This window comes from Alteromonas sp. KUL42 (assembly GCF_006538325.1).
GTDB lineage: Bacteria > Pseudomonadota > Gammaproteobacteria > Enterobacterales > Alteromonadaceae > Alteromonas.
On the sequence record NZ_BJKK01000017.1, the window covers coordinates 29,604 to 42,909 of the forward strand.

At 44.5% G+C, this 13,306-nt stretch carries 10 protein-coding genes; 8 read left to right on the forward strand and 2 right to left on the reverse strand.

Going from position 1 to position 13,306, the window contains the following annotated elements; translation table 11 throughout:
* The first annotated feature begins 177 nt into the window (after positions 1–177).
* The 5 genes from EYR97_RS17880 to EYR97_RS17900 are packed head-to-tail and all read left to right on the forward strand — an operon-like array spanning position 178 to position 8,319.
* Entirely contained in the window at positions 178–1,620 is a 1,443-nt protein-coding gene (locus tag EYR97_RS17880) for an efflux transporter outer membrane subunit (protein ID WP_131095129.1), read from the forward strand.
* Positions 1,617–3,050, forward strand: coding sequence for an efflux RND transporter periplasmic adaptor subunit (locus tag EYR97_RS17885; RefSeq protein ID WP_131095130.1), 1,434 nt, complete (start codon positions 1,617–1,619; stop codon positions 3,048–3,050). The genes EYR97_RS17880 and EYR97_RS17885 overlap by 4 nt, the downstream gene beginning before the upstream one ends.
* On the forward strand, positions 3,043–6,261 hold the full coding sequence (locus EYR97_RS17890) for an efflux RND transporter permease subunit (RefSeq protein WP_131095131.1): 3,219 nt from the start codon (positions 3,043–3,045) through the stop codon (positions 6,259–6,261). The genes EYR97_RS17885 and EYR97_RS17890 overlap by 8 nt, the downstream gene beginning before the upstream one ends.
* Positions 6,233–6,967, forward strand: a complete 735-nt coding sequence (locus tag EYR97_RS17895) for a response regulator transcription factor (RefSeq protein ID WP_131095132.1) — start codon at positions 6,233–6,235, stop codon at positions 6,965–6,967. The genes EYR97_RS17890 and EYR97_RS17895 overlap by 29 nt, the downstream gene beginning before the upstream one ends.
* Positions 6,967–8,319 (forward strand): HAMP domain-containing sensor histidine kinase, encoded by a 1,353-nt coding sequence (locus tag EYR97_RS17900; protein WP_131095133.1) that lies wholly within the window; start codon positions 6,967–6,969, stop codon positions 8,317–8,319. The genes EYR97_RS17895 and EYR97_RS17900 overlap by 1 nt, the downstream gene beginning before the upstream one ends.
* 76 nt (positions 8,320–8,395) lie before the next feature.
* Here the strand turns inward: EYR97_RS17900 and EYR97_RS17905 are convergent, their stop codons facing one another.
* The gene (locus EYR97_RS17905; RefSeq protein ID WP_131095134.1) at positions 8,396–8,998 is read right to left on the reverse strand and encodes a TIGR04211 family SH3 domain-containing protein; all 603 of its coding nucleotides are present in this window, start codon (positions 8,996–8,998) and stop codon (positions 8,396–8,398) included.
* 259 nt (positions 8,999–9,257) lie between these two features.
* Between EYR97_RS17905 and EYR97_RS17910 the strand changes: the two genes are divergently transcribed.
* Together EYR97_RS17910 and EYR97_RS17915 are read left to right on the forward strand one after the other, a co-directional pair.
* Complete coding sequence (locus EYR97_RS17910) at positions 9,258–10,763, forward strand: inorganic triphosphatase (RefSeq protein ID WP_131095135.1); 1,506 nt, start codon at positions 9,258–9,260, stop codon at positions 10,761–10,763.
* Positions 10,764–10,794: 31 nt separating this feature from the next.
* Positions 10,795–11,865 (forward strand): DNA mismatch repair protein, encoded by a 1,071-nt coding sequence (locus tag EYR97_RS17915; RefSeq protein ID WP_131095136.1) that lies wholly within the window; start codon positions 10,795–10,797, stop codon positions 11,863–11,865.
* A 90-nt stretch (positions 11,866–11,955) separates the two neighbouring features.
* Here the strand turns inward: EYR97_RS17915 and mutH are convergent, their stop codons facing one another.
* Complete coding sequence (gene mutH, locus EYR97_RS17920) at positions 11,956–12,636, reverse strand: DNA mismatch repair endonuclease MutH (RefSeq protein WP_131095137.1); 681 nt, start codon at positions 12,634–12,636, stop codon at positions 11,956–11,958.
* A gap of 113 nt (positions 12,637–12,749) precedes the next feature.
* On the opposite strand from mutH, the gene rppH reads away from it, so the two are divergent.
* Positions 12,750–13,292 carry an RNA pyrophosphohydrolase gene (gene rppH, locus EYR97_RS17925; protein WP_131095138.1) on the forward strand — a complete coding sequence of 181 codons (543 nt, stop codon included), beginning with the start codon at positions 12,750–12,752 and terminating at the stop codon, positions 13,290–13,292.
* Positions 13,293–13,306 lie beyond the last annotated feature (14 nt).

Genomic DNA, 13,306 nt, shown 5'->3' on the forward strand with positions numbered 1-13,306 from the left:
CCTTTTTATTTTGCTTACCTTGGATTTTCTTTCAGCTTTTCTAATACCTTACCCTTTCCTTTTTCTTTCCTTAACCGGGCCTTAACCCTGCGTTTGAAATACTCGTGTCAGTTAATTTAAAAAGGCTGCGCATAGACCTTCGAAAGTAAGCTATGCGCCAAGTAATAGGCACAAGTAATGGGCAAGATAAAACTGACGGTAAATAGTATTACCCTTTGCATTTTGCTGTCTGCATGCGCAAGTACTGATGACAGAGTGTTGAGCGAATCGGCATCTACGTCAACGGGGAGCAACGTCGTCTGGCAGTCTCAAGCACGGCAACAAGAATCAACACAAACCTTGCTGCTGAATTCGGACACGACGTTAACCGATGTCATTGATTTCAAAGAGTTAGCCCACTTAGCCGGTTACATTGATGAAGCCTTGTCTTCTAATGCTAGTCTGCAGCAGTCGCTAATAACGCTTAGAAAAGCACAAGTAGCCATTGATAGCGCAAAAGCGGATAGTAACCTTAATGTTGACGTAAGCTTTTCTGCGTCAAAAAGTGAATCCACCAATAGCAGTGCATCTACCAACTTAAACAACAGCTCAAACACGAGTAGTCCGAGCTATAGTGCGAGCATGAACGTCAGTTGGGAGCTGGACCTATGGCAAAAAATCAGCGATGGAATAAGTGCAGCAAACTTAGATGCAATAAGTGCCAGAGCCAGCTATCAGTCAGCCAGAGATTCTCTGGTCGCTAACGTAATAAGAAGCTATATCGACATACTTACTCAGCAGCAATTACTGAATATTGAACAGTCTCGGTTAATGGTATTAGAAAATAACGAAGCCGTTATCTTAAAGCGCTATAGCACTGGGCTGGGAAGCCTAGACGATTTAGATACTGCGCGTACAAGCAGTGCAAATACACGCGCTACTATTGCTCAATATGAAAATGCACTGTTAACAGCAAAGCGCACGTTGGCCGTATTCTTAGGCAGGCAAGACCAGTCGCTAAACGAGCTCAACACGCAAGTTAGTTTTCCCGACGTGTTATTGCCGCTGACAACTTTGCCTAAACAGGATCTAGCGCGTAGACCCGATCTTCAGGCGGCTTTTTATGCGTTAAAAGCAACAGAGTTTGAAGTCGATGTGGCCTACAAAGCGCTGTTGCCAAGTATTAGCTTATCAGCGTCCTTTTCTGATAATGCCTCCACACCTTCACAAGCTTTGTTTACTAACCCTTTATGGAGTTTGCTTGGGCAAATGACTGCGCCACTGTTTCAGGGGGGCGCTTTAAGGGCGCAAGTTGAAGATGCAAAGCTAACCTCAGCCAACGCTTGGTGGCAGTATCGCGAAACGCTATTAACGGCGGTGCAGGAAACCCAAAATGCGCTGGATAGCGAAACCGCATTGAGTGCTCGAATTAGCCACACCAATGTGGCGTTAGCGAATGCAGAGCGCAGCGTCTCTAACATTGAAGGTCAATATCGACAAGGCCTTGCTGATATCTTGGACGTACTTTCCGTGTATGACACGCGCTTTAACCTACAAGCTCAAGCAGTTGAGCTTAACGCCCAGAAACTACAAAACCGAATTGACTTAGGCCTAGCCCTTGGCCTTGGAGTGTCGCAATGAGAAACAAACGAATGATTGTAACCTTACTCGCCGCTGCAAGTATTGCGCTAGCGGTCATGTATACCATGATAAATATGGGCGCCCAGCACCCAGGCGCCAGGCCGCAGGAAGCTTCGAAGTCAATGCCTCAGGAAATGCCCGCTAATTCTGAGCAATCAAAAAAGGGTTTTCAAGCAAAGAAAGCAGTAAATGGTGAAAGTGCACATAGTAGTGATGTGACCACAGACGTTTTGTCTACACGGGCATTAGAAAAAGAGAAAACTAGTGATTCTCACCTAGCGCAAGTAGGCGTTATTGATGTAACCGCCGACAGCTATAGTGCTAAGGTGAGGGGGTATGGTCAGGTTGTTCCGCAAGATAGTTTGAGCTTAGTCGCACAGGTTAGTGGTCAAGTTACCCACGTATCGCCACTTTTTAAAACCGGCGCATTGGTTAGTGATAATACGGTATTGGCACGTATTGATGACACCAGCTATCAACAGGCGTTAGCAAGTGCCACTGCAACTTATCAAACCGCGTTGGTAAGCCTAGAAGAAGAGCGATTACAGGGTATTCAAGCGAAAGATGAGTGGACACGTTCAGGGCTTGATGGAGAGCCACTGTCGACGTTGGTATTGCGTGAACCACAGCTAAAAGCCGCTCAGGCAACATTGGATGAAGCCGAGCAAAGTGTAAATTCAGCCAAGCGAGATTTGGCGTTTACCGCGTTACGTGCCCCTTTCAATGCGTTGGTAGTCAGCCGTGACATTGCGCTAGGGAGCTATGTTCAAGCTGGTAGTGCCGTTGCCACACTCTATTCTGCAGATATTGCCGAAGTGGCTATTGGCCTTTCACCTAGGCAATGGGCTCAATTACCTTCTGGTTCTAAAACGCAGTTGTCTGGTGATGTACCCCTTAATTGGTCGGTAACGCTTACCGATACTACTACGGGAAATACCTGGGATGCCAATATCGTACGCGCTGAATGGCATCAAAGCGATACAACACGGCAGCGTAACGCCATTGCTGCTATTGAAAAGCCGTTAGCATATTCCACGCCTCTTTTATTCGGCAGCTTTGTGCAGGCCGATATTGAAGGTAGAGTACTTGAGAATGTGTGGAAACTGCCGGCTTCTGCTATCTCGCAAAAGCAAGAAGTATGGATAGTAATGCCATCTACCGGGCAGTTGGCAAAATTTACGCCTTCGGTGCTGTTTGAAAGTGAAGGTTATGCCTACATCACCCCACCAAAAACCAGTGAAGTTACGGGCGATATTGTGAGTAATGTTGCGGGTAAAACCTCGGGTAACGTTAGCGGCGACAGCATGTCAGAACAGGTTGACGAAATACGCCAAGCGCTTGTGGTTGCGCGGCCTTTAAATAGTTACTTGGTGAATGCGCAAGTAAAGCCTGTGATAGAAGGAAAAACAGGAGGGCGAGCCAATGACTAACAATCGAGGCGGTGCACCTTTGGGTGGGAGCGAAGAACCTAAAGACAATGCGCAAAGTTCCAGGGGAGTTATCGCTTGGTTTGCACAGAATTCGGTGGCGGCCAATTTGTTGATGATCAGCCTAATTGTGCTTGGTTTGGTTTCTATGAATGATATCCGCAAAGAAGCGTTTCCTAGTATGGAACCGCGCTTTGTTACCATATCGATGACATACGATAGCGGTGATCCTAAACAAGCTGAAGAAGGCATAGCTATCAAAATTGAAACCGCTCTGGAAGCGATCCCGGGGATTAAGCGAATTACGTCTACCTCGAACGCCAGCGGCGCAAGTGTGCAGGTAGAAAAAGAAACCGAATACGATTTAGACACGCTTTTCAACGACATCAAAACCGAAGTAGATAGTATTTCTAACTTTCCATCTGATGCTGAAAACCCTGTTATTAGCAAAGCACGCCGACAAGAACATGCTATTTGGGTGCAGCTTTATGGTGATGTAGACCATGCTACGCTTCAGTACTTGGGTGAGCAATTAGAGCGAGATTTACTAGCAACAGACGACATTCGCGAAGTCAGCGCAGGCAGCTTTGTTGACCCTATGATGTCTATTGAAATAGACGAAGGCAAGCTTCAAGCCTACGGATTAACGCTGTCAGACGTAGCTGATGCCGTTAACCAGGAGTCGAATACCGCGCTTACCACCAGCTTGCGCAACAAAGAAAAGGTGATTCGTTTAAAAGCGTCTGAACAGTCTTACTGGGCGAGAGATTTTGCCAACATTCCCCTGATTACCGATACCAATGGCGTCATACTCACTGTTGGCGATGTCGCTACAGTACGCGATATGTTTGCCGATGATAGCTATCACCTATCACGTTACAACGGTTCCAATGGGTACGGCATTCAAGTGCTCATGGATGAATATGGTGACGTGACCAAAATGGTGCAGCAGGCCCACGAAGTAGTGGATGAATGGCACGAAAAAGGTGTACTGCCCGAAGGCGTAGAGCTTGAAACCTGGTATGACAAAAGCACGCTTATTACTGAGCGATTGGCGTTACTCACCAACAACGCGCTTATGGGCATTGTGTTGGTGTTTGTTACTCTTGCAGTGTTTCTTAATTTACGTGTAGCATTTTGGGTGGCGGCAGGCTTGCCGTTTATCTTCTTCGGCACCTTGTACTTCATGACCGACAGCTATACGGGAATGACGTTAAACGAGATGACCACATTCGGTTTTATCATGGCCCTTGGTATTGTGGTGGACGATGCCGTGGTGGTGGGGGAGAGTGTGTACGCCACGCGTAAACAGCACGGCGATACACTTCAAAACACCATTTTAGGTACTCATAAAGTGGCTGTTCCCACACTGTTTGGGGTTTTGACCACGGTGGCCACCTTTTTCGCTTTATCAAACGTTTCGGGCGGCTTAGGTACGCTTTATTCTCAGTTCGGCACTATCGTTACCTTGTGTTTATTGTTGTCGGTGGTGGAATCAAAGCTGATCTTACCTTCTCATTTAGCCCATCTGCCAACGAAACAGAAAGCCCGCAAAGGCTTAGGTGGCTTGTGGAACAAAGTGCAACAAAAAGCGGATGATGGACTTCAGTGGTTTAACTATCGCGTGTATCAACGGTTGTTGAACATTACCGTAGCCTACCGTTATGCCGCTGTATTGTTGTTTATTGCACTTTTTATAATGGTGGTTAGCTTACCGTTAACAGGCGCGGTAAGAGTGAGCTTCTTCCCTAGCATGCAGGGCGACACGGTATCGGCCAATATGTCGCTTTATAGTGATGCGAGCTATGGGCAGAACGAACGCAACTTAATGCTGCTAGAGAGAAATGCGCTTGAGGCAGATCGTCAATTAACACAAGAGAAAGGCGTGACTAAGAGCGGCATTAGTAGTTTGCAAGTGACGGCAAGTGGCGATCAAAGTGGAACCATCACCATTTCACTTGATAAAGACTCTTCTTATTCTCTCGATGAATTATCAGCGCGCTGGAATGCTCTAACCGGCAATTTAGAAGGAGTAAAAAGCCTAAAAATACGCTCACGACGAGAGATGGTTGACGGGTTTAACGTTGAAATTAAAAGCATTAACGACGATACCCTGACGGCGGCTAATGATGCCTTTATTGAAGTACTAAATAGTATCGATGGCGTATACGCGGTAGAAAGCTCGCTGACACCCGGCGAAGCCATGATGCGCTTCGAACTCACTCCTGAAGGACGAGCTTTAGGATTAAATACGCAAAGCCTATCGCAGCAACTGTTAAAAGCATTTGGTGGAGAAATTGTACAACGTTATTTGCGCGACAAAAACGAAGTAAAAGTGCGGGTGCGTTACCCTGAAAAAGATAGGATGAATCCGTCTGATGTAATGAATACCCAAGTGCGCCTAGATGATGGCACAGTAGTTCCACTTTCTGTCGTGGCTAACGTTATTCAAGATGTACAAGAAAAGCAGGTTGTTCGTATAGATGGCTTACGTGCTCTTACGGTAAGTGCGTCGGTGGATAGCGATGTTATTACTTCTACAGAATTAGTGAAAAACCTAAATAGCGAGTTCGTTCCTCAGCTATCACGCCAGTATCAAGACTTATCGCTTTATTTTGCTGGTGAGGCTGAGCAGCAAGCTGAGACACAAAGTTCAATGCAAAGCGTGTTTATATTAGCCTTGTTGTCTATCTTCGCGTTGTTAGCAATACCGCTTAAATCCTATGTTCAGCCGCTTATTATTATGACCGCAATCCCTTTCGGCATTGTTGGTGCTATTATTGGCCACTGGTCGAATGGACTTATGATTAGTCTACTTTCTCTAAACGGCATATTGGCGCTAAGCGGTGTGGTGGTTAACGACAGCTTGCTATTAGTTTCACGATTTAATGCTTTGAGAGAAGATGGTGTGCCAGTGGAAACAGCAGTTATCGAAGCTTGTACTAGTCGCTTGCGTGCCGTGCTACTCACTTCAATTACCACCTTTGTAGGTTTGTACCCCATATTGGGCGAAACCTCGGTACAAGCACAGTTCTTAATTCCGGCTGCGGCGTCGCTAGGGTATGGAATTTTGTTTGCCACCGTCATCACACTTTTATTAATACCGGCTTTACTGTTAATTTATGACGATGTAAGCCGATTAGTGGCAAAGTATTTGGTTAAACCCACAAAGGAGAGTACGGCTAATGATCCGTGTCTTGCTAGTGGAAGATGATTTGGGCCTAGCGGGCAATATTATCGACTATTTGGAGCTTGAAAACATGGTATGCGACCACGCTGCAAACGGTGTGGCCGCGCTGTCTCTTATCCAAAAGCATCCGTTTGATGTTGTAGTGCTGGACATTAATTTACCGCGACTTGATGGTTTAAGCGTATGCGAGAAAGTACGCGATGATGGCAATGATACACCTATCATTATGCTTACCGCCCGTGATCAATTGGAAAACAAGCTAGAAGGGTTTCAAAAAGGCGCTGATGATTATTTAGTAAAGCCGTTTGATATGCCTGAACTTGTCGCTCGGGTCCAAGCGCTGTCACACAGGCGCTCTTCGCAGATTAAAAAACTGAGTTTCGGTAATGTAAGTTTGGAAGTGGGAAACGAGGTGGTCAATGTGGAGAGCACGCCTATCAAGCTAAGTCCCACAGCATTTACGCTGCTGAAAGCATTGCTACAAAAGCGAGGTAGGGTTATGCCTAGGGCACGCTTAGTTGAAGCTGTGTGGGGAGAGGACGCACCAGAAAGTAATGCGCTTAAAGTTCATCTTCATAACTTACGTAAATCGTTAGTTAATGCAAATGCTAATATTGAAGTGAAGGCGATAGCGAGCACAGGTTTTTGCTTGGTTATAAAGCCAGAACAAGCAACTAATGTGGATAAAGAAAACCAGTTATCACAAACTAACAATCAAGGGGCTGATTAATGGTAAGCGGTCTTCGTATCAGCTTAAGACGATATGTTTTATGGACGTTGTTAAGTTTGGCGGCGGTAATTATTGTGCTTTTCTCTGTACAAAGCAGTGATAGCTTTTTCGATGGTATGGACGGAATGCTTCGAAATACGATGATACGAGCGGCGCAAAGCACCGAACTTGGTAATAGTAATCATGCTCAAATACTCGGCTTTCATGTCTATGCTAATTATGATGACTTGCCCAGCGAAGTAAAACAGAGCTTCGCTGAAGAAAGTTTTATGCCTTTTTTGTTAATGAAAAACATCAACAAGCCTAACTGGTTTTCACGCCCACTATCTGCGTATTTTGCGATATTAGTTCCGTTGGAAAATGGGCAAAAGCGCTACGTTTCACAAGTTTTTGTTGCCCCGCCTTCTGATGGTGGAAAGCACTTTAGAATCAATCATGTAATTTACAGTGCTATTGTGGGAATTGCAGCTATGATTTCTTTCTTTGTTGCGCTTCTTTTCTTGATGCGCAGTGTATCTCGTCCTATCGAATCCCTTCAGTTGTGGGCAGCCTCTCTCGATGAAAATGAGCTAGACAAGCCTATTCCAGAATTTCGTTATAAAGAACTCAATGTACTTGCAAGTATGATACACGGCAGTTTACAGAATGTGCGTAACACGCTTAATCGAGAGCGGGAGTTTGTCAATCACGCCAGTCACGAGCTTAGAACGCCCATAGCAGTGATAAGAAGCAGCATTGCTTTATTAAATCGTGTAATCGATAGTACAAACACCAAAGGCAATAATGCGCTATCACGTGTTGATCATGCTTCAAAGACAATGACTGATTTAACTGAAACCTTGCTTTGGCTTGGAAGAGATGAAAACGCTGTATTGCCGAGAGAGACAGTTAATGTTAAAGACTTAGTTGAAACGCTTAGCCAAGACTTAATGTACTTATTGTCTGGCAAAGATGTGAACGTGTTAATTGACCTCAACGAGTGCGAATTAACACTACCAAGAACGGCAAGTGAAATCGTCATTGGTAATGTTATTCGAAATGCCTATCAGCATACCCAAGAAGGTGAGGTTACAATTCGTCTTTTAGGTAATTCACTTACCGTTCTAAACGAAGAGTTAGAGTTAGTAGCAGAGGAGAGAGTGGTGCTGCCTCAGTACTCTGAAGGGAACAACTTAGACGGTGGATTCGGAATAGGTTTAAAGCTTATTGATAAGTTATGTGCAAAACTTAATTGGGGTTATTTTCATGAGTCGGTGGATCTAAAAAATACCGATAAAGAAATAATAGAAGCGGAACAAAACAAAAGAGGCCTTAGGGCGACAGGCTATCGAGTTGTACTCACTCTTCAGTAATAAGAAAGGAAGATCATGAGTCTCCGAATGAGCCGATAAATCTCGGCTCAAAGGGAAATAGGCTAGACGAGATAATTTACATCCACTCGTTGTTGCGACGACGACGCTTAGGGATAAACGTTAACAATACACCCAATAATATTCCAGCCCCAGCTACAATACCGCCGCGGGTAAACCACATGACCATTTCTTCATTATCAGCGTTGTCTACCTGTGCTGTTAAGCGCTTTATTGTGTTGGCTTGAGATTCATTCTCTGTTGTTAATTCGGACACTTGCTGGCGCGCATCGTTAAGTTGCTGTCGCATTCTTGCGTTTTCAGATTGTGCCGTCTGCAAGCTATCTTGTGTTTGCGTTAGCGCTTCACGCAATTTGGGCAATTGCTCTGCTTGTGACATGGTCGAGGTAACAAATCGACTTTCTACCCAGCCTGTACGTCCTTCATTGTCGGTAATTTGAGTAAACTCGGTTTCACTATTTTCTTCTAGTACCGTAATAGGCGTTCCTGCCACGACCGAGCCTAAAATGCGATAATTACGACTTGGGCCCGTGTGTATGAAAATAAATAAGTCATCTCTGATGTAATGAGATAACGATGCTTCTAAATCGGCGGTGTCTTGTAGCGAAAATGCTTGAAAAGAGCATGCAATAAGGGTTGCTGCTAACCACTTTCGAATCATATAAGGTCCAATTCTGCGTTTAAAAATGTCGATGGTATTGGTTGACCGCAGTAAAGGCAAGTTTGTTCCCGTTTTAAACACATTGGCAATTAATTCAACACAGTACTAATCACATTGCGAAAACCCATCGACAAAGGTAAGGTGTAACCATCTACAGCTATGTCTAGGGACCGCTGATCTATACTGTGTGTTTTTGCAGCGATCTGTGTGTCGTGTAGACAAGGCGGGTGTTTGAAGAGCAACAGGCCTTAGCGCAACCATGTCTGAAATTGAATTAAAATTTGTTACCGGTGAGCATGCTCACCACGCTTTTACACAAAGCGTACTCCCTTTGTTTGAAAAACACAGTATTCATGTAGCGTCCCATCGAGAAATGCGTTTGGAGAATGACTACTACGATACGAACAAGCACGATTTTCAAAATCAAAAAATGGGCTTTCGCGTACGCGGAAATGATGGTCGATACGAACAAACCCTTAAAACCAATGGTGTGGTCAGTGGTGGTTTGCATACGCGCTCTGAATTTAATATTCCGCTGAATTACCCGCAACCGGATTTAACCCTATTTGATGCTGATGTATGGCCTCGAGATTGGGATGTTACAGAAAAGAATGCCGGCCTAACTAAGCAGTTCAGTACACACTTTACGCGTAATGCTTACATGTTAGAGCTGGGAGAAAGTAAAGTTGAATTGGTTTTAGATTGTGGAGAAGCATGCACCGATAAGGCGAGCTCGCCCATTAATGAAATTGAATTAGAGTTGATCTCAGGTGATATCAATAGCCTTTTCACCTTGGCAACATTAATAAATGACAATATGCCTGTGCGTCTAAGTGATGTTTCTAAAGCTGCGCAAGGTTATCAATTACTGCATGGCTTTAATGCCAAGATAAACCCACTTCCTGATTTCCTTGCCTTAGATGATGATACATCCACTGAAGAGGCATTTTGTTTAGCAGTCCAAACGGCACTGGCTCATTGGCAACATCACGAATATATCTTTTGTGAGAGTGAATCTATCAAGATGTTGGCGGAAATTGAGAAGAGTATTCGCCTATTACTTCAGAGCGTGTCTTTATATCTGCCGGTCTTACAGTGCCCAGAATTACTCTCACTACACAAAAAGCTGGTCAATCACGCGCAAAAATGGCGTTGGCAAGACGATCTTCAAAGCTTGCGCTATTTACTGTCCAAAAAAAGTTTGTTTAACAAAGCGCTGAATAAACACCCCGCTATGGTGAGTTATTTGCAAGGTCGTCAGGCCGGCTTGTTGTACGCCCATGAGCCTAAAAAGTTGTTGTTTGATAACGATGCAACCGATATCAAAATTCTGGCAATTAAACTAGTCCAAAATAAACCGTGGCGCAAAGTGGCAACTGGGTATGATCACACGGTACTAGAGCACGCAAAGGGATGGCTGTCTCAAGGTTGGCAAACGGTACAGCAAAGTATGCCATTGAGCAAAACAATGGGGCCGGCTAACTACGTCGCTGTTGAAATAGTATTAAGACAAACGTTGTGGAGTGGCTTTTTGCTAGGCGATTTGTTTGTTGAAGAGCGTGGCAACTTTCGTGCACCTTGGCTAGATTTATTAACAGGTATTGATGAATTGAACGCCTTGCTAATGCTCAAGCGCTCAGTTGATGATGCTGACCTGGAATCTCATAACGAGTTAAGAAAATGGACGGCGGAGAAGTTAACCACACTTATCCGTGTAATGGAGAGAACTCGCACAGTTGCCATGCAACGTGAGATCTATTGGTAATTAAGCGAATTTTCAATAATAGAGAGTTACAATGACCTCAGTTGTACATGAGTATCTGTTGTATGTGTTGTTAGGCTTGTATGTTGTAGGCCTAGGTAGATTGGTACTGTTTAAAGTAAATCTTACCAGCATGCCGTATTTAATAGGCGCCTTTCTGTGTTGGCCATTGTTTATGGTTGATGAAGTGTTGCGCCTGCTACAAACCTCACAATTCACGGTTATTTATGGCTTAACAGAGGTATTTGCAGTGCTCGCAATTACCTTGTGCTACCGCGCAATCAAGCCTATGTTGATTGCTAAACCGTCTGCTCGAAAAAGGTTGTGGCTGCCCGTGATCGTTACAGCTGTGGTGCAATGCAGTATGTTACTTATCGCTACTGGTCAAAAGCAGCAATGGCTCAGTGTTTCACCAATAGGTGACCCTCTTGCTTATTGGCCTTTGTACATAACGTCTCTATTAACTGGGTTCAGTGTTTTGCTCATTGGTATATTTATTACCGAGCATATTCAAATGTATCATCGTCATTTGCCCGAGCAAGCAGTTGATATAAAAGGTCTTCGAATGCCTCGCTTGGCAGGTGTGCTGGGCAGCGTCGTTGGCGTAGCTTTCATGAGTATTTTGTTGGTTACTGCCGCTACATTTGGATTTTTGAAAATACCATTTTGGGAAAGCTTTCATCACTTAATGTTGGGTAGTGCACTGCTGGCAGTGCTCTTTTCACTCACATTCGTGCGCAATAGCTTACCGTCTCCAATTGACTACGAACGTTTAGATTCAGGTAAAGCAACGCCCTATGAAATTAGTCATACTGTGTCAAAAGCAGAGCGTTATACGATAGAGTCTAAAGTGTATAAAACTCGTTTTATTACCCTTTCGGAATTTTGCGAGGGGGCTGATATTGACCCTACATCACTTGCGCTGGCACTGCGACTAAGTGAAAAGAAGAATTTTCGTCGTTTTATGCAGCACTATCGTTTGGAGTATGCCAAAAATGTCTTACTACACAGCGATGCTAAATTAGCCGCAGTCGCCAAGCGCATGGGTATTAATTCTGAGAAGTTCTTGAGTGACTATTTGGTTAAGCACTTAAATCATCGCTAAGGGCTTTTACCTTCTACCTTCGCTAAGGGCTTTTACCTTCGCTACGGGCTTTCACTGTCGCTAAAACGTATCGACCAGATAAACTGTAGACTAAGGCGTAAAAAACGCATTGGCCAGTATGTTTTGGGTGAACGTTTTACGCAAGTAAAAGCCCCTCGGACGGGTTTTAATTCGCTCACCGTCCGGGTTTAATGCGTCGGTGAGTACTTTTCCATTTGCAGCCTTAGGTCGAATATGAAGTGCATTACCCTGTCTAGAGGTAATGGATTCAACGTATCCTGTGATAATTTGTTCGGTAAGCTCTTCCCAATCTGCTCTTAGTAGCATGTCTTCGTCTTCATTCGGACGCCAATAAAAACCTGTTGCTACTCGGCGTTCAGCCAGTGGAATGGTTCTTTCTCCTTCTACTGGTAGCCACAAGACTTGTTGAAGTTTATTTCGCACATTTGAGGTTTCCCATGTCACACCTGGTGCCATCAGTAAAGGCGCAAAACAGACATACGTGGTTTCTAAAGGTGTAAACTGTCTGTCAATCGGAATAGTTTTGAGTTCTATACCAAGTTCCGGAAAGTCTTGTTGAGGCTTAGAGCCTGCGCTTGCACCTAACCACTTTTCAATCAGCATACCAGGCCACCCTTTGTGACGTTGTAGGTTCTCAGGTATAGCGACATGTGCCATATCGGCTAATTCCCCTAACGTAAGCCCTGCAATAGCGTGACAGCGCGCAAGTAAGTCATCAGAGGATACTGGGGGAGACATGGGGAGATGCATATTTGTTATAAATTTCCTAATTGAAAAGCCATAGTGAACATTAACACTATGATTGGAGCATAGTTTGTGGAAGAATGAAAACATATAACAGTATAGTGTGCCCGGGAGTCTATGTGATAGATGCCGATGGATTCCGTGCGAATGTGGGCATAGTGATTTGCAACAAAATGGGTCAAGTATTTTGGGCAAGACGTTATGGTCAACATTCATGGCAGTTCCCTCAAGGCGGAATTGATGAAGGGGAATCTGCTGAACAAGCTATGTACCGCGAGCTTCACGAAGAAGTAGGACTGACACCGAAAGATGTCACCATTTTAAGTGTTACCCGTAACTGGCTTAGATATAAACTGCCAAAACGATTAATTCGCCAAGGTAGCAACCCTGTTTGTATAGGACAAAAACAAAAGTGGTTCTTGTTGCAACTCGATTGCAACGAAAAAGACGTCAATGTGTTAAAAACCGGTCATCCTGAATTTGATGACTGGCGATGGGTAAGTTACTGGTATCCCATTCGCAATGTGGTGTCGTTTAAACGCGACGTATACCGACGGGTGATGAAAGAATTTTCGCCGGTAGTCATGTCGGCACAACAACGTGTGCAACAACGACAAAACGTACCGCCTAACAAGCGTGGTAAAAAACGTAGACGCGGGTGAAAGCATGGAACGTG